Source organism: Vibrio sp. 10N.261.51.F12, from assembly GCF_041471725.1.
Taxonomy (GTDB): Bacteria; Pseudomonadota; Gammaproteobacteria; order Enterobacterales; family Vibrionaceae; genus Vibrio.
Genome location: NZ_JBFROV010000005.1, coordinates 38172 through 54936, shown reverse-complemented (window position 1 = coordinate 54936; position 16765 = coordinate 38172). Strand labels below are relative to the sequence as shown.

The following is a 16765-nucleotide window of genomic DNA, read 5'->3' as shown; positions in this document are numbered from 1 at the left end:
CTTCGTCAACTTAATTTTGTCCACAATTGTACATTTTTGTAATTTTAACTACAAAAAAAGCCTCGCGATAATGGCGAGGCTATATAGCAAGAATGTAACTCTATAATTTAAATGGTTTTTATCTCATCTAACAACGTACGATACGGTGAAGATTCTCTATAAAACACGGCAGGTTCACCAATCGGGGCATCAATATCAATCCAACCTCCTGTAAACACCTTCCCTGTCCATGCATGAATCCAGTTATCTTCTGGCAAATACACGGTTTTAACCGTTTCGCCTTCGTTGTAGACAGGTGCAACTAGGATATCTCGACCAAAGAGGTATTGGTACTTAATCTCATACGTTTCAGCTTCCTGCTCGTAATGCATAAACAGCGGGCGCTGTACTGGCATACCTTGTTTCGCATTTAAGGCAACAGCCTCTTTAATATACGGCTTCAAATGCTTGAACACTTTCGTCATTTTAGCTAGGTGCGCTAACGTGTCGGCATCGGTATCATATTGATGATTATCACCAGGTCTATTACCTTCATGACTGCGCATAATCGGAGTGAATGCGGCCATTTCTGACCAGCGCTGGAACAGTTCTTTCGTTCGCTTCATACCGTGTAACGTGGTATATCCGCCAATATCGCTGTGATGAATGCCGTTCCCCATCAATCCTGAAGACAATGCCGCTGGAATCACCGACGCTAAACCGTCGTCAAGAGACCAGTTGACCGATTGATCTCCGCCCCATAAGGTGTGGCAATACCCTTGAATCCCGGTACCACCAGCACGCATAAAGAATAAGATATCATCCGTTTTACCCGCTTCTTCAATCGCTTCATGCTGTACTTTCGCCCAACGATATGGCCATTTATTATGCTCTATTTCTGCACTAACTCCGTTACTCAATGCACAATCTGTCGGTAAGTATTCTCCAAAATCGCCCATCCAGCCATCAAGCCCAAAGTCGATCATGTTCGTTTTAATCACACCCTTGTACCATTCGCAGGCATCTGGGTTAGTGAAATCAACCACACCACAGTAAAACTCACCAAAATCGACGACATATTTAGAACCATCTTGTTGAGTGGCCAAATAACCTTTTTCTTTCGCTTCGTTATATAGAGGAAAGTCTTCGAGCACATACGGGTTTATGTAACCAAGAAAGCGAACGCCCTCTTCTTTCATTTGATGAATTTTACTATCAAGCTCTGGGTATAGTTCTTTGTTCCACTGCCAATCCCACTGCAAGCGCTTGCCAAAAGAGGTCATCTTAATGCCTTGCCAATCTTGGCACCACGCTCCAGCGACTTCGATACCGGCTTCTTTCGCGGCTGCTACCTTTTCAATGGTGATCTCGGTACCACCTTGGATCCCAATAATTAAGCCGTTGTATACCCATTCTGGCATTTCTGGTTGTCGGCCAAATACACCCGTAATGTTTTCCATTAGGTCTGAATAATTATCTTCGCTGTCTAGCAGCAAATAACGAGGGATATCCCAACACTGAAGCTCATGAAAATCATCGTTTGTGAAATTGAAATCCGCATAGGCAGTGGTTTCTAAATGGCAAAAGTACTTTTTGTCCGATACGAATGTGGGTTGTGGATAGTTCGTGGTGTAATAATCGCCACCAGCTCTATCATGCACATCAGCTTGCCAAGTTACATAACTATTTTTGTTACGACCCACACCCGGTTCACTCGACCATAATGGGAAGTTTTTTCCACGTAGATTTAAATAAGTCAGTTGCTCACCACAGCCAAATACTCGCTCATCAGGTGTAGCTGAAACACGGATCCAGAAACGATTATATGAATGATCCACCGCTTCAAATTCAGACAGCAAGCGTCCTTCTTCCGTTTCAGACACAATCATGCGAATAACGTCGTTTCCGTCAAACTTAAACGTAATACAAAAACGGTTCTCTCCTGCCTCTGTGACGTCAAATTGTCTCAAAGGCAGACGCTCTACAACGTAGTCAGTAATATCAAAGTTCCCACGGTACATATCGAAGTTGCCTTCGCCAGTACCAAGAAATAGGGCGGGTGCTTGTAGAGAGTGCGTAAATACGGTTCTATTTTTATGTTTTATGGTTAGCGTATTTCCACTGGTAATCAGTTCCATCGTTATCTCCAATAATTCGACTCTTAGGCTAAAAAAAGGCGCACAATTGTGCGCCCTAACTAAATGGTATGTTTATTTGAATTGTAAGTTGTAGTCGGCATCAATCGCGGCTTCACATGTTTTGATCTCATTTTCAAAACGCTGTAACCATTTCTGACCTTCTGGTCCTGAAGATTTTAAGAAGTAATCTTTAACTGGTGCAGATGCGGTTTTAAACGCTTCTTTTTCAGCAGCCGTTGGGTTATAGATGGTGCCATCTGCTTTCTTAAATTCTTCGTAAGCTGAGTATTCTTTGTGCTTAGGGTACGCTCGTAGGTATTGATTTTGAGCAGAAATGCCATCAATAACGACTTTCTTCAGGTCATCTGGGAATGAGTTAAATTTGTTGTCGTTAAATACCCATGCCCCACCCATGTACGCATGGCCGTCTAAGATCATATAATTCAGGCTTTCATGGAAGCGATTCATGATAATATCAACGATGCCATTTTTAGTGCCATCAACCACGCCTGTCGACAAAGCAGTATAGACCTCAGGCCAGGCGATTGGTGTTGGCGAACCACCTAGATCTTTGACAAGTTCTTGTTGAATCTTGGCTGGAACCGTACGAAGTTTTAGGCCTTTCACATCATCTGGTGTTTTCACTTGCTTCTTGGTCGTTGCAATATTTCGCCATCCACCCGAGTTTGAAACCATCATCAGACGCACATTCGGCGCTTTTTTCAGTACTTCACTACGTACATCACCAATGAATTTTTCATTGTCATACACACATTCAGCCACACGGTCATTGGGTAATAAGTACGGTAAGTCAAATGCCCCTACCGGTTGCCAAAAGTTTGCGAGCTCTGCCGTCGTCGTTTGGAAGTAATCAAACATGCCAGCTTGAACCCCAGCAATACACTCTTTAGCGTTACCACATAGTTGACCAGAAGGATAAATATCGACACTGATTTGGCCATTAGAACGCGACTCTACGTAGTTTTTAAACACCAATAGTGATTGGTGGTTGTAACCATCAAGATTGGTAACATGAGGGACGGTTAACTTGTAATCTGCCGCATTAACTGCGCCCGCTGTAAACATTGCCGCTGCTGCTAATCCTAGAAGTGTCTTTTTCATAAGATGTTCCTTTCAATTTATCGTTATAATTTAATTTATTTCAATATTTCACATGTAGGGGTATTAATATTTATTGTTTATTAGTTGAGAGCCAACACCGATAGCGTTGGCCTCTGGGTTACATCACGCCTAATAATTTTGGTAATCCGATGACGAGCTGCGGGAAGAACGAAATCATAAAGATGATTAGGAACTCAACCGCTAAGAACGGAATAATCGCCTTTGATATTTTCTGCAATGGCACACCTGATACACCGGATGCCACAAACAACACCAAACCCATTGGCGGTGTCGCCAATCCAATCGATAGGTTGGCACACATCACAACACCAAAATGCACTGGGTCGATACCCGCATTAATCATGATTGGGCCAATAATTGGAGCAAAAATCAGAATCGCAGGGCCTGCATCTAAAAACATACCTACGATGAATAAAAAGATGTTGATGATAAAGAACAGCAAGTAAGGATTATCTGTAATACCGTTAATCAATTCAGACACATGATTTGAGATACCAGAGAAGCTGATCGCAGAAGCAAATCCACTTGCGGCAGCAACGATAATCAAAATAGCAGCGGCGTTAACAGCGACCTTCGAGAATAATACGTACGTGGCCTTAATGGTGGTTGCTTTAATAACATACACCGAAATAACAATGGCATAAGCCACCGCAACAGCAGCTGCTTCTGTCGGTGTAAAGATGCCACCGTAGATGCCGCCTAGAATAATAACGGGCGTCAGCAAAGGTAGAATAGCCATTTTTAGACTTTTACTACGCTCTATCTTCGTCGCCCTCTCCATTGGTTGAACCTCTGGATAATGACGAATCTGAATACGGTTAACGATCATTAAACCAACACAGAAGATAAAGCCTGGAACAATCCCTGATAAGAACATTGCTGCCACTGATGTATTCATGACAAAAGCGTAGATCAGCATGATACCTGACGGCGGAATAATCGTACCTAACACGGTAGCGGCGGCGGTCAAAGCAGCAGAGTAAGCTTTGTCGTAACGGTATTTAGACATCTCAGGGATTAACATATTGCCAATCGCTGAGGTGGCCGCTACCGCTGAGCCCGTTAGTGCACCAAACAACGTCGCCGCTAGGATGACTACATGCCCTAACCCACCTTTAAGGTGTTGAACACGAGTCTGTGCAAACGAAATAATACGAGGGGTAATGCCGCCACTCGACATACATTCGCCTGCCAACATGAAAAACGGCAATGCAAGCAACAAAAAATTATCTAAACCAGAATATAGACGCTGGTATAGCATGTTAATAAATAATGTTTGGTCATTCTGAAAAAAAGTAATTACTGGCGCTAACCCAAGTGCAAATAAAACTGGCACACCAACAATTAAGAAAAATAGAAAATAAAGTAAAAAAACTGGAGAAATCATAACAACACCTATTATTCCGCTACTTCAGCTGAAACCAATTTTTCTTGTTCTGGTTTAAAGTGAATAAACTGATGAATTGAAGCAACTAATTTCTGGATAGCGAACGAACATGACACAGTCAGCATAACCGGCGGTATCGCGTAGATAACAAACATCGGTATCGGCAGACTATCGGCCATTACCGACCCTGTCTTGAAAAACGCATACCCGAAGTAAATCCAGATAGAAAAAAGAACAAGCGCGATAAGGTGCGTTAGCATCATGAATACCTCATAAATTCGGCGCCCTTTTAACTTATCCGTTACAAATGTCATTGCGATATTCTTGTCTTCTAAATAAATAATCGGAAGACACAAATAAGTCATGTATATCATTAAAAATCTTGAAGATTCGTCAGTCCAACTCAACGGAATATTGAGAACATAACGACAAAAAACTTGTAGAAGAACAATAATTGTCATTATCAACAATAAAATTCCAGAAATATGAGCGGTTACTTTTGCAAGTGGTGCATTCACTTTGTTTAATGCACTTTCTATAGCTTTAAGCACAAAATCACCATCAAACCAATATTGGTATAGTTATTAAAACGACATATCGTTTACTGAGTTTCTATTGATAACCTAGTTAATTAATCTAATCCGTGATTTCATTCACAGGCAGACACAACATGTCGTTTTTTGTAGGGTTTATGTCACATAAGAGACATTTAGAGGCTTGTTATGCCGCTTTTCCGTTGGAGCCGAATAAACGAATTTTATGTTGTACAACTTCTTTCATTGAGTCGATACCTGTGTTCATTACATCCGCTAAAATGTAATCGGTTCCACGTTCTTTCCAATGCGCTTGAATTCCATCAATGAAACCCTGACGAAGCTCTGTATCAACATTAATTTTTGCCACGCCACGCTTAACCGCTTCTAGGACCTGGTCGTCTGGCACACCCGAACCGCCATGCAAAACAATCGGTTTTTTGACGGCTTCTTTAATTTCAGACAATCGCTCAAATTTTAGCTCTGGGGTCGTTTTGTAAACGCCGTGCGCAGTGCCAATCGACACCGCTAAATAGTCAACACCGGTACGCTCAGAAAAATCTAACGCTTCTTCTACCGTGGTAATCATCGCGTCTTTTTCGTCAACGGTGATGTCGTCTTCTGTGCCACCAATTTTACCAATCTCTCCTTCCGAACCCAGGCCAAGCGCTGCGGCGACATCGACAACCGCTTTAGTGATTCGAATATTATCTTCAAATGGCAGCGCAGAACCATCAAACATCAACGATTGAAAATCGCGGGTCGCAGCTTCCATACATTGTTCAAATTTACGGCTGTGGTCTAGATGGATACAAATAGGGACTGAAATTTGGTGGTGCTCTATCAGTGAATCAATAGCATCACGCAATGGTTTCATGCCCATTTCGTTAATCGCCTTTTGGCCAATTTGAATCATAATCGGTGATTGCTCTTCTTGAGCTGCAAGCAATACCGCTTTAATCGTTTCAAGGTTATGTGCAGTGAAAGCACCGATAGCATAGCCATTGTTCCATGCTTCATTGATCATCGTTTTACCAGATACGTAAGGCATTTTAAGTCGTCCTATTGAATTAACTTTTCGTTCGTCGTGGTGATAAATTATCAGTCTAAAGCGCTCAATTCTGTTAGATATGTATCACTTTCCAACACAAACGTACAAATTAGGACAAAAGTGAGTGTTGAGACACAGTTTAAATGTCCATATGTACAAAATCTCGCAATCTAAAAAAGTGAACATAAAAAAAGATGACAACCAAAGGTTGTCATCTTCATGAAATCACCAAGTGTAAACGTTAACAAAGCGTTTATGAGAGGTTAGCGCATACTTTCGTCTAAGCGACCTTCTGCTAGTGCAGGCGCTAATCCAGGCGTTAACGGCAGCCTAGGGATAACTAAGCAGTGCATCAAATGATAGATGTCTTGTTTACCGTCCCAGACTTTACTTGTGCCAGCTTGGTTGTTTACATCGAGCTCCTGCCACCAAGAACACCCCTCATAATCAATAAGATAAGTACGACAGTAATCCCACCAAGTTTGATAGAATTCTTCGTATTTTTTATCGCCAGTGACCGTGAAAAGCGCATAAGCGGTACCAATAGCTTCGACAGGAGCCCAACGAATACGCTCACGTACCACGGGTTTACCATCCCAATCCACTGAATAGACAAAACCTGGGGCCCCATCCACGGCCCACGCGTCGCGCACGGTTGCATCAAACAGCCCTTTCGCATCATCCAGTAACCACTCTGGAGTCTCGGCTCCAATTTCAAGCAACGTTGCTCGAAGGTGGCAGATTAGACGGCCCCATTCAATCCAATGGCCCGGTGTACCGCCGTAAGCACGAAAATGACTTGCAGGCGTATCTTTGTTGTAGTCCGGTAGTGGATTCCAACTAGAGTCGAAATGTTCATTAACACGATAACTCAGATTTTTCGCCGTTTTGTGAATCATGAATTCAGTGATATGGAGCGCTCGGTCTAGCCACTTTTTATCTTTAGTCACGTCATATACAATAAGAAATGCCTCAACCGCATGCATGCTGGCATTACCGCCACGGTAGTCTTCTGTCTCAGAGAACGCTTCATCCCAAGATTCAAGTACCATCTGTTCTTCTTCGTTCCAAAAGTACTTTTCAATCACAGCAATTGACTCGTCTAAAAGAGCGCGAGCACGTGGGTGACCCGTCGTCACGGCACTCGCCGCCCCTAATAATACGAAGCAGTGTTGATAGCCCTGTTTCGAAGCATCAACGATACCATTGCCTTCGTTATCAATGGTTGCATACCAACCACCATGAGTATCGTCTTTAAGAGGTCCTTCAAGTGCCGCGATCCCATGTTCCACTAGATCAAACGCCCCTGGTCTTCCCATTAATGCGGCTAGAGAATAACAATGCAACATACGAGCAGTGATCCACAAACGTGTTCCCATTTCTTCGCGAACGTTGCCATTATTACCAATCCAACCAAACCCATTAGGGACGACAGCATTTCTTCCAAATTCAAAAATTCGGTCAGTTTCTGTATCCAACCAAGCATTATGGGATCGGGTATTAATCCATTTCATAGGGTATTTCCTCGTTATTTTTATTGTTACTGACGTTACCAGTCAGCAGCGTTGAATTATGTTAATTGACCATCATTTTTGTGACACAAATAATCAAATATGGACATTTTTGATCACTAGCACACAACCAATAACAAGAAGTAGGCCATGCACGATGTGGTGGTAGTTGATTTTGTATTTTTGTAGAAAGTGGTAGCCCACCATGCCGCCAGTCATACCGACAAGAAATGCAGGCATCGCGGATAAAACCAGCTCTTGTACGTCAGGCGTAATCAAGCCCTCATTCCAAAAGCTCGCAATCGCCCCTATCATTTGCAACATGAAAAAGAACACCAGCGTCGACTTTGCCTGATCGGCTGTCCAAGGTTGCATTGATGTGTAAGCGATCACCGGCGGACCAGCCTCACCAACACTCGCCCCTAATACGCCAGAAGCAAAACCAGTCCCTACGGTCACCGGTACCGAGGTCTTTGAGAACGCAGGCTTAGCACTTCTCATCGAATGAATACTCGATAAGATCAATACCACCCCCATCGTAATCAAGATGTATTGTGACGGCAGACTCGCCAACAGCTTTGCGCCAACAAATGATGCCGGTAATGACCCTGCAACAAGAATTAATCCCACTTTGTATTGGATGGAATGACGCATTTTCCAAACAATCGGAAACGTCACTAACCAGCCAAATATTCCAGCGATGGGGACTGCCATTTTTGCATCGATAACCAGTGAAAGTAATGGTACAGAAACGAGCGCTAACCCAAACCCGGTCAAGCCTTGTGTAAAGCCCCCTAATGCAATGATTAAGGAGACGAGAATAACGGTGATATCCATAATTAAATCCTAAATAAGGGCGAGAACTCACCCTTAAGTGATAACTGACAGTTGTTATTTTACGGAGAAGCGGTGAATGGTTTTTTCTTCGAACACTTCACCAGGATTCAAGCGCACACTTGGAAAGTGCGGCTGATTTGGGCTGTCGGGGAAATGTTGCGTTTCCAAACATAGCCCCTCCCGTGCCTTATAATGTCGACCATGACGGCCTAACCATGGTTTGTTTGATAACTTAAAACCGTTATAAAACTGAACAGCAGGCTGGGTGCTTAACACCGTCATCATCCGCCCACTATGCGCGTCATATAGTTCCGCAGCGTAATGGTACTCACCTTCTCGTTTACGCCCATTCAGGACAAAATTATGATCGTATTCACCCGACCCAATTTGAGTGGCGGTAGTAAAATCGAGCCCCGTGTCTTTTACTGACTTGATTTCGCCAGTAGGAATCATCTCCTCAGTCGTTGGCGTGTATAGATTGGCATGAAGTACAAGTTCATGCTCATCGACGGCGCCCGAATCATGGCCACCCAAGTTGTAGTAGCTGTGATTGACTAAATTGACAACGGTCGGTTTGTCGGTCATTGCTTTGAAGTTGTAATGGAGTTGATTGCCTTCATCCAAACCCACCGAGTGAGTGACATTCATCGTCCCGCCATAGCCAGACTCACCATCCACAGAAACTCGACTGAGATGCAGATAAATCGCTTCAGGTTGTTCTTCAATCGAAAAATCCCAAACGTACTTATCAAAGCCTTTCGTCCCGCCATGTAAATGTTGGCGAGTTGGTGGTTCATTGGTCTCCAATTGAAAGCTTTCACCACCGAGTTCATAGCGACCATCTTTAATACGGTTGGCATAACGCCCGGCGACAGCACCAAAGAACGGGTGCCCTTTTAGGTATTGTTCTAAGTTGTCATAACCTAAAACCACGTTCGCCTTCGCACCCTCTCGGTCGGGGGCTTCAATTGAGGTCACGATGCAGCCGTAGTTGGTGACTTGCACTTTCAAACCTTGTCGATTTTCTAGGGTAAATAGTTTGACTGGCAATGCTTGGCCTTCGACTTGACCCCAATTCTCTACCGTAATTTTCACGTTATGGCCTCTAATATTTATTATTGGATTTTTACTTCAAGGCCGGAAGTAACACGAAGCTGTTCGAATATAGACGTCCAGTCTTGGCGTCCGCGTCCAGCAGCTCGAGCGATACTATACAACTCACGCGATGCCGCACCGCAAGGCATAGGTACATTCACTTGATTCGCTAGATCAAGGGCAATCCCTAAATCTTTATGTGCGAGGTCAACCATAAATGCAGGAGATAAGTCGCCAGCAAGCACCTTACCAGGCCATGTTGTTGTGAAGTGTCCTTTACCCGCAGGGGTGCCGCTCATCACTTTCATCGCAGCATCAAACTCAAGTCCAATCGCTTCTGACAGCGTTGCCGCTTCAGCAGATAACGCATTGAGCGCGATACTCATGTAGTTATTAATGATCTTGACCCTAATCCCTTTCCCTGGACCACCAGCGTCAATAGTTTCCGAGCCCATGCAATCAAATAGAGGCTGTGCTTTAGCAATTTGTTTCGCGGTTCCACCAGCCAGAATTAACAATTCGCCTTTGATTGCATGATCAGATGTACGCCCCACTGGCGCTTCCATCATTGAATAACCTTCATTCGACATATCTTTAATCAAGGCATCAGTTTCAAATGGATGAATCGTCGACATATCAATAAGTAGAGCTTGCGTATCTAGGCGCTCTGTCACACCTCCATCACCAAAAAGGACCTCTCTTACTAACGCCCCATTGGGTAGCATGGTAATAACAAATTCAGCATCGGTTGCCGCTTCGGCTGGTGACGACGCTGCGGTTGCCCCCAATTCAACCATACGGCTAACCGCGTCTTTATTCACGTCAAACACACGTAATGAGTGCCCACCTTTAATGAGATTTGCAGCCATAGGGCTACCCATTTGACCAAGACCGATAAATCCTACTGTTGCCATGAAAAATCCTTAACTGTTGTTGGTTATAGTTGTTGAATTGCTATTTACTATAATCATTCGAGAGTTTATAACCACAACACTTGTCACATTTTGTTGTTTTATGTCCATTTATTGTCTTTTTGTGAGAATACTCTCATCCAAACTGATTTTGCGCTTTATAATAGTGTCCATGAGCTGACTTTTAAGCTCGTCGCATTCGAGATAGCGTTAAGGGTTACTTTGCTATGGTTGATGGCGCGATGAATGGTAGTGTTAAAGCCTAACGAGCTAAAAACTAAAGCATGCAAAGAAAACGCGCGAAGCGGCACTCCTTATTTTCCAATGATGTAAAAACAATAAGAGATAAATGATGGCGATAGCTTGTGTTGGTATTACAGTATTAGACCGGGTCCAATTGGTTTCTCAGCTTCCAAACTCTGGTGGGAAGTATGTTGCACACAATTATTTTGAAGTGGGTGGTGGCCCAGCAGCAACCGCATCGGTAGCCGTTGCTAAACTTGGCCATAGTGTTGATTTTATTGGTCGCGTGGGTTGTGATGGTGTGGCAGATACCATGCTATCTGAGTTAGCGGGATACGGCGTTGGTGTTGACCGTACTATAAAAATTCCCGGTGCTTCATCAGCATTCTCCGCCGTGATCGTGGACAACGAGGGTGAACGAATGATCATCAACTACCAAGACGAGTCTTTATCGAAAGATATTACGCCGTTAAAAAATGTTGATTTTTCGACATATTCCACAATTCTTACAGATGTTCGTTGGTTGGAAGGGGCAACATATGCTTTAGAACAAGCAAAAAAATTCGGGATACCTTCGGTTCTCGATGCAGACCTAACGCCCGAACCCATTGATGTTCTTGTTAAATTAGCCGATCACGTTGCATTTAGCGAACCAGGACTGGAAAAATTCACAGGAACAAAGGATCCTATAGAAGGCCTCAAACTCGCTCAAAAAAAGACACCCGGCAGAGTTTATGTTACAGTCGGTTCAAAAGGATGTTACTGGCTTGAAAACGGCGAACTCGCTCATCAAGTAGGCCTCAAAGTAGACGTCGTCGACACTACAGGTGCTGGAGATGTTTTTCACGGAGCCCTTGCTGTCGCCGTGGCAGAGCAAATGGAAACGCGTCAATCTATTATCTTTTCTAATACTGTCGCAGCCCTCAAGTGCCAAAAACTTGGTGGTCGTGAAGGTATCCCGAACCGAAAAGACGTAGACATTAATATTGTAAACAAATAATAAAAAAGAAGGGTTATCGTGACTAATCCAAGACAAGATAAGTTATTGCAGCTAGTTGACGACAAAGGCTATTACACTGTTGAAGAACTGGCGGAAATGTTAGACGTCTCGACGCAAACCATTCGTCGTGATATTAAAAAGCTCAGTGAAGATCGCTTGGTTATTCGCCATCATGGTGGTGCCAGTTCTCCATCAACGAAAACGAACCTAGATTATGAAGTTCGTAAAGTATCAGAGACCGATCAAAAAAATGCGATTGCAAAACGAATTGCGGACATTATTCCTGATAACTCAACCGTTTTTATTACCATAGGTACAACCGCTGAGGTTATTGCTAGCCACCTTCTTAATAAGAATAATCTGCAGATCATTACTAATAGTTTACGTGTGGCCAATGTGTTACACGGTAACAAAACATTTGATGTGTTGATACCAAGTGGCAAGGTAAAAGCATTCAATGGAGGTATTGTTGGAACAGAAGCAATGGATTTTATTTCTAACTTTAGATTCGACTACCTCATCACAAGCGCAGCCTCCATTGATGTCGATGGAACGTTACTCGAATATGATCTCAGCGAGACACTTATTACACAAACCGTCATGAAGTCAGCACGACACATAATGGTTGCATTGGACTCGACTAAGTTTATACCAAAGGGTTCCATTGAGTTGGGTCCGATCAGCAAAGCGACTTACCTGTTCACTGACTCTCCTCTTACCGAGGAGTTAAGCTCAATCGTTAGCAAGGGACAAACGGCGGTAGAGGTGTGTAATCCATAGTCATCCCAAAATCAATAAACTCTCTTTAATGAGAGTTTATTGATACATTTCCATCCCTAATTTAAAACTCATGACATCGAGTTTATCTACAATATTTTCGTAGCTATTGGCTTATGGCTTATGGCTTATGGCTTATGACTGTACTGTTATTAATCACGCCCCATCGTTGTTATACAACGCCTATATGTTATCGACTACCTAGCTAATGCATTCATGAATGCCGCTTTTATTTTATCTCTACCCTCTTTATGTTGTGGGTCGGATTTGTACTGTTTGTGATAAAACATCTTGTACTCTACAGGCTTAATATTTATAGGCATTTCTAATACTTGTAGGCCTAAGACTGGCCCCCAACGGTGAGCAAATGAACTCGACACGATTCCAATATTATTGGAACATTGAACTTGAAGCAGTATCTCCGCTAAAGAAGAGACTGATATCATTGAATTACGTGCTTGCACACCACCTTGTGCAAGTAACTCAAATCCCGTAAGACCGTTTCTGTGTCTAGTAAGTAGGATATGATTTTCGTTATAAAACTGCGCTTCAGTACACGTACCATTAATACGCGGATGGTTTTCTCTACAAACTACATATAATGGGTCGTTTAGCAATGGTTCGGCAATTAGCGTACTGTTGTGATTCACTAAAGCATCAACCACTATGTCTGCTTTTTGAGTTCTAAAAAGGTCAAAAATCTCTGAGGTATCGTACGGCTTTTCGACCAATTGCAAGCCATTAATATCGTTAATAATATTAAGTGCGATCTCATCACAATGAACGATTAACTTACGATCATTGTTAATCGTCCCGTAAATGACCCCTAAAGCATCTTTGAAATGCTGCGCCGCATGGTCAGCGGATGAAGTCGGGACAATTTTCTGCCCTTTACGCAAAAACAAAGTATAACCTAATGACTTCTCCAATCGTTTGATCGCAGAGCTCACCGCCGGTTGTGTCACCTCAAGCTGATTTGCGGCTTTAGTAAACGAGAGATGTTCGTGTACTACTATAAAAGTTCGTATTAAATTCAGATCAATCATCTTCAGCACTCTTACATTCTGGCCGGGACTAAACGTCGCTAAACGGGGTTCTAGACATTAATTTACCCAAGTAAAAAGTCAGAGACCAATTACTTCTAGTATAAACCATATTAATACTAGAAGTAATTGGCACTATCTACTCAGTCCTCGCCAGCTTTATTACCATGTCCGAATCATAAATCAGTAAAGGACTGTTCACTTGAAATCTCTGACTAAGAAGAAGCTCGCGACGGCTTGTGCGCTTGCAGCTGGTACTCTCTCAGCCAACGCTACCGCCGCAGATAAACCAAACATCCTCGTTATTTTTGGCGATGATATTGGCTACTTTAACCTCAGTACATATAACCAAGGAATGTTGGGGTATAAAACGCCAAATATCGATCGCATCGCCAATGAAGGTACAAAATTCACCGAGTTTTATGCACAACAAAGCTCTACGGCTGGGCGCTCGGCTTTCATCACGGGCCAAATGCCTAAGCGTACCGGTCTTTCAAAAGTTGGTATGCCTGGTGCTAAAGAAGGTATTTCTAAAGAAGACCCTACTCTTGCGACGATGTTAAAAGAGTACGGATATGCGACGGGCCAATTTGGTAAAAACCATTTGGGCGATCGTGATGAGTTTCTTCCTACTGCCCATGGTTTCGACGAGTTTTTTGGCAACCTCTACCACTTAAATGCTGAGGAGGAACCAGAAAACACGGATTACCCTCAAGATGCCTCGTTCACAGAGAAATTTGCGCCTCGCGGCGTGATTCGTTCAACGGTTGACGGCAAAATTGAAGATTCAGGTCCTTTGACTCGCAAACGAATGGAAACCGTTGACCAAGAGTTTCTTGCCGCCGCTGAAGACTTTATTGAACGACAAGTGGAAGATGACAAGCCATTCTTTACTTGGGTTAATACCTCACGCATGCACAACTTTACCCATGTTGGTGAAGAAAACTCGGGCCGTAGTGGTTTAGGTTTCTATGCAGACGGCATGATTGAACATGACGAACAAGTTGGACAGCTTCTCGATAAGATCACCGACCTTGGCATCGACGATAATACTATCATTATCTACACGACAGATAACGGACCAATGAAAGGGACGTGGCCAGATGCCGCTTCATCCCCATTCCGTGGAGAAAAAGCCACGGGCTGGGAAGGTGGCTTCCGAGTGCCTGCATTAATGAGCTGGAAAGGAAAAATCCCTGCAAATTCTACCGTCAACGGCATGATGTCACTTGAAGATTTTGTTCCTACATTAATGGCTGCTGCCGGGAATAGCGAGATCAAAGAAGAGTTGTTGAAAGGCCGCGAGTTAAATGGACGCCAATACAAAGTTCATCTCGATGGCTACGATCAGACAGAAATGATTCAAGGTAAAACCGAAAAAAGTGCGCGTGAACGTTTCTACTATTGGAGTGATGACGGCGATCTTCTTGCAGTACGTCACGACCGCTGGAAATTTCACTTTATGATTCAAGAACACAACACGGGGATTGAGATGTGGAAGCAGCCTTTCACTAAACTTCGTGTGCCGTTAATTTTCGATCTCGAAATTGACCCATTTGAAAGTGGCGAATATGGCATTGGTTATGACCAATGGATGTATGAACGTTTATACCTTCTAGGTTACGCAAAAGAAGCCGTCGCGGATGTTATGGAAACATTCAAAGAGTTCCCTCCTCGCATGGAACCAGGCAGCTTCACGCCAACCAAATAGTTAAAATCGTCGTTAAAAAAATACTTTTATAACCAAAGTACGTTCACTTAATACAAATGGTGTGTTTAACGCACCATTTGTATTTGAGGTTTTCTCATGCAAAAAGTTTCAATGAAAGACTCTACCCATACCCAGCTTAGCCCTTTAAGAACTGCAGAAAAGGACATTACTGACACCCCCAAGTACCTGCGTAGATTTCACGTGATGGCTAAACCAGGGGGCTCCAAATGCAACATTGATTGTCAATATTGCTTTTATCTTCATAAAGAGGGATTGCTACACCAACCAAAGCAACCTCGCATGGATGATGAGACACTAGAACGCTTCATCGAGAGCTATATTAACAGTCAAGATAGCAAGGAAATCATTTTTTCATGGCAAGGTGGTGAGCCGACGATGCTCGGTATCGACTACTATAAAAAAATCATCGCTTTGCAGAAGAAATATCAACCAACAGGTGTCGTTATTCAAAACGACCTGCAAACAAACGGGTTGCTAATTAACGAGGAATGGTGTGCTTTTCTAAAGAAACATCAATTCTTAGTTGGCTTGTCGATCGATGGACCGCGCGATTTACATGATATCTATCGCGTCACGCGCTCTGGTAAACCAACCTTCGACCGTGTAATGAAAGCCGCTCGATTACTACAGAAATATAAAATCCCCTTTAACGCACTGACGGTCGTAAATAGAGAAAATGCTAAGCACCCCTTAACGGTATATCGGTTCTTGACGCAAGAGTTAGGTGCTAATTACGTGCAGTTTACCCCGTGTGTCGAAGCCTCAGACTTTACGCAAACTGCCCCTCAATTTTGGGACAGAAACAAGGCGCTGATGCGAAACAGTGACGTGATTTTTTCGACACAAGTTCACCACCCCGTTACTGATTGGTCTGTGACACCAAAAGATTGGGGCCATTTCCTCACCACTATTTTTGAAGAATGGATCAATCACGATTTGGGCAAGGTTCTCGTCAATTACTTTGAAACAGCAGTCGCTCAAAAAATGGGCTTGCCTTCTCAATTATGCACAACGGCTGAGTTCTGTGGTAAGGGCGTTGCATTAGAACACGATGGCAGTATTTATTCATGTGATCACTATGTCTATCCTCAATATCAACTTGGAAACGTCAATACAGAAACACTCAATAATCTCGTTTTCTCGACTCGCCAAGAAGCCTTTGGGATGGCCAAACGAGATAGCCTCCCAACACAGTGCGTCGAATGTGATCACTTATCGCTTTGCTGGGGAGGTTGCCCCAAGGACAGATTGCTGACCACAGCCAAAGGAGAAGAAGGCCTCAACTACTTGTGTTCTGGGTTTAAAGCCTTTTACGACTACGCCGATCCCATTTTGAACGGTTTAGTCGCGTTAATCCGACGTAATAATTCAATTTAATCAATTAC

At 43.3% G+C, this 16765-nt stretch carries 14 protein-coding genes; 4 read left to right on the top strand and 10 right to left on the bottom strand.

From position 1 onward, the window contains the following. Nucleotides 1-107 precede the first annotated feature (107 nt). The 9 genes from AB4405_RS02875 to yihU form a co-directional block, all read right to left on the bottom strand. Nucleotides 108-2117 carry an alpha-glucosidase gene (locus AB4405_RS02875; RefSeq protein WP_372059551.1) on the bottom strand — a complete coding sequence of 670 codons (2010 nt, stop codon included), beginning with the start codon at nt 2115-2117 and terminating at the stop codon, nt 108-110. Nucleotides 2118-2189: 72 nt separating this feature from the next. Then, nucleotides 2190-3239 carry a TRAP transporter substrate-binding protein DctP gene (gene dctP, locus AB4405_RS02870; RefSeq protein ID WP_372059549.1) on the bottom strand — a complete coding sequence of 350 codons (1050 nt, stop codon included), beginning with the start codon at nt 3237-3239 and terminating at the stop codon, nt 2190-2192. A gap of 118 nt (nt 3240-3357) precedes the next feature. After that, complete coding sequence (locus tag AB4405_RS02865) at nt 3358-4647, bottom strand: TRAP transporter large permease (protein WP_372059548.1); 1290 nt, start codon at nt 4645-4647, stop codon at nt 3358-3360. Between the two features lie 11 nt (nt 4648-4658). Continuing rightward, nucleotides 4659-5198: a TRAP transporter small permease gene (locus AB4405_RS02860; protein WP_102469259.1), complete on the bottom strand. Its 540-nt coding sequence runs from the start codon at nt 5196-5198 to the stop codon at nt 4659-4661. A gap of 169 nt (nt 5199-5367) precedes the next feature. Further along, nucleotides 5368-6231 (bottom strand): ketose-bisphosphate aldolase, encoded by an 864-nt coding sequence (locus AB4405_RS02855; RefSeq protein WP_372059547.1) that lies wholly within the window; start codon nt 6229-6231, stop codon nt 5368-5370. 263 nt (nt 6232-6494) lie between these two features. Next, on the bottom strand, nt 6495-7745 hold the full coding sequence (locus AB4405_RS02850; protein WP_372059546.1) for an AGE family epimerase/isomerase: 1251 nt from the start codon (nt 7743-7745) through the stop codon (nt 6495-6497). A gap of 93 nt (nt 7746-7838) precedes the next feature. After that, entirely contained in the window at nt 7839-8579 is a 741-nt protein-coding gene (locus tag AB4405_RS02845) for a sulfite exporter TauE/SafE family protein (protein ID WP_102469262.1), read from the bottom strand. A 54-nt stretch (nt 8580-8633) separates the two neighbouring features. Beyond that, nucleotides 8634-9674 (bottom strand): aldose epimerase family protein, encoded by a 1041-nt coding sequence (locus AB4405_RS02840; protein WP_372059545.1) that lies wholly within the window; start codon nt 9672-9674, stop codon nt 8634-8636. Nucleotides 9675-9694: 20 nt separating this feature from the next. Then, nucleotides 9695-10588, bottom strand: a complete 894-nt coding sequence (yihU, locus tag AB4405_RS02835) for a sulfolactaldehyde 3-reductase (protein WP_372059544.1) — start codon at nt 10586-10588, stop codon at nt 9695-9697. Nucleotides 10589-10934: 346 nt separating this feature from the next. On the opposite strand from yihU, the gene AB4405_RS02830 reads away from it, so the two are divergent. Then, nucleotides 10935-11828, top strand: coding sequence for a sugar kinase (locus tag AB4405_RS02830; RefSeq protein WP_372059543.1), 894 nt, complete (start codon nt 10935-10937; stop codon nt 11826-11828). A gap of 18 nt (nt 11829-11846) precedes the next feature. Then, nucleotides 11847-12608 carry a DeoR/GlpR family DNA-binding transcription regulator gene (locus tag AB4405_RS02825; protein WP_372059542.1) on the top strand — a complete coding sequence of 254 codons (762 nt, stop codon included), beginning with the start codon at nt 11847-11849 and terminating at the stop codon, nt 12606-12608. A gap of 194 nt (nt 12609-12802) precedes the next feature. Here AB4405_RS02825 and AB4405_RS02820 read toward each other — a convergent pair whose 3' ends face one another. Next, nucleotides 12803-13651 (bottom strand): LysR family transcriptional regulator, encoded by an 849-nt coding sequence (locus tag AB4405_RS02820; protein ID WP_372059541.1) that lies wholly within the window; start codon nt 13649-13651, stop codon nt 12803-12805. 199 nt (nt 13652-13850) lie between these two features. Here AB4405_RS02820 and AB4405_RS02815 point away from each other — a divergent pair, with 199 nt between their 5' ends. Beyond that, the gene (locus tag AB4405_RS02815) at nt 13851-15359 is read left to right on the top strand and encodes an arylsulfatase (RefSeq protein ID WP_372059540.1); all 1509 of its coding nucleotides are present in this window, start codon (nt 13851-13853) and stop codon (nt 15357-15359) included. Nucleotides 15360-15455: 96 nt separating this feature from the next. Beyond that, nucleotides 15456-16757, top strand: a complete 1302-nt coding sequence (locus tag AB4405_RS02810) for an anaerobic sulfatase maturase (RefSeq protein ID WP_372059539.1) — start codon at nt 15456-15458, stop codon at nt 16755-16757. Nucleotides 16758-16765 lie beyond the last annotated feature (8 nt).

Coding starts and splice junctions, on each gene's coding strand:
- AB4405_RS02875 (WP_372059551.1), bottom strand. CDS start 2,117: ATGGAACTGATTACCAGTGGAAATACGCTAACCATAAAACATAAAAAT.
- dctP (WP_372059549.1), bottom strand. CDS start 3,239: ATGAAAAAGACACTTCTAGGATTAGCAGCAGCGGCAATGTTTACAGCG.
- AB4405_RS02865 (WP_372059548.1), bottom strand. CDS start 4,647: ATGATTTCTCCAGTTTTTTTACTTTATTTTCTATTTTTCTTAATTGTT.
- AB4405_RS02855 (WP_372059547.1), bottom strand. CDS start 6,231: ATGCCTTACGTATCTGGTAAAACGATGATCAATGAAGCATGGAACAAT.
- AB4405_RS02850 (WP_372059546.1), bottom strand. CDS start 7,745: ATGAAATGGATTAATACCCGATCCCATAATGCTTGGTTGGATACAGAA.
- AB4405_RS02845 (WP_102469262.1), bottom strand. CDS start 8,579: ATGGATATCACCGTTATTCTCGTCTCCTTAATCATTGCATTAGGGGGC.
- yihU (WP_372059544.1), bottom strand. CDS start 10,588: ATGGCAACAGTAGGATTTATCGGTCTTGGTCAAATGGGTAGCCCTATG.
- AB4405_RS02830 (WP_372059543.1), top strand. CDS start 10,935: ATGATGGCGATAGCTTGTGTTGGTATTACAGTATTAGACCGGGTCCAA.
- AB4405_RS02820 (WP_372059541.1), bottom strand. CDS start 13,651: ATGATTGATCTGAATTTAATACGAACTTTTATAGTAGTACACGAACAT.
- AB4405_RS02810 (WP_372059539.1), top strand. CDS start 15,456: ATGCAAAAAGTTTCAATGAAAGACTCTACCCATACCCAGCTTAGCCCT.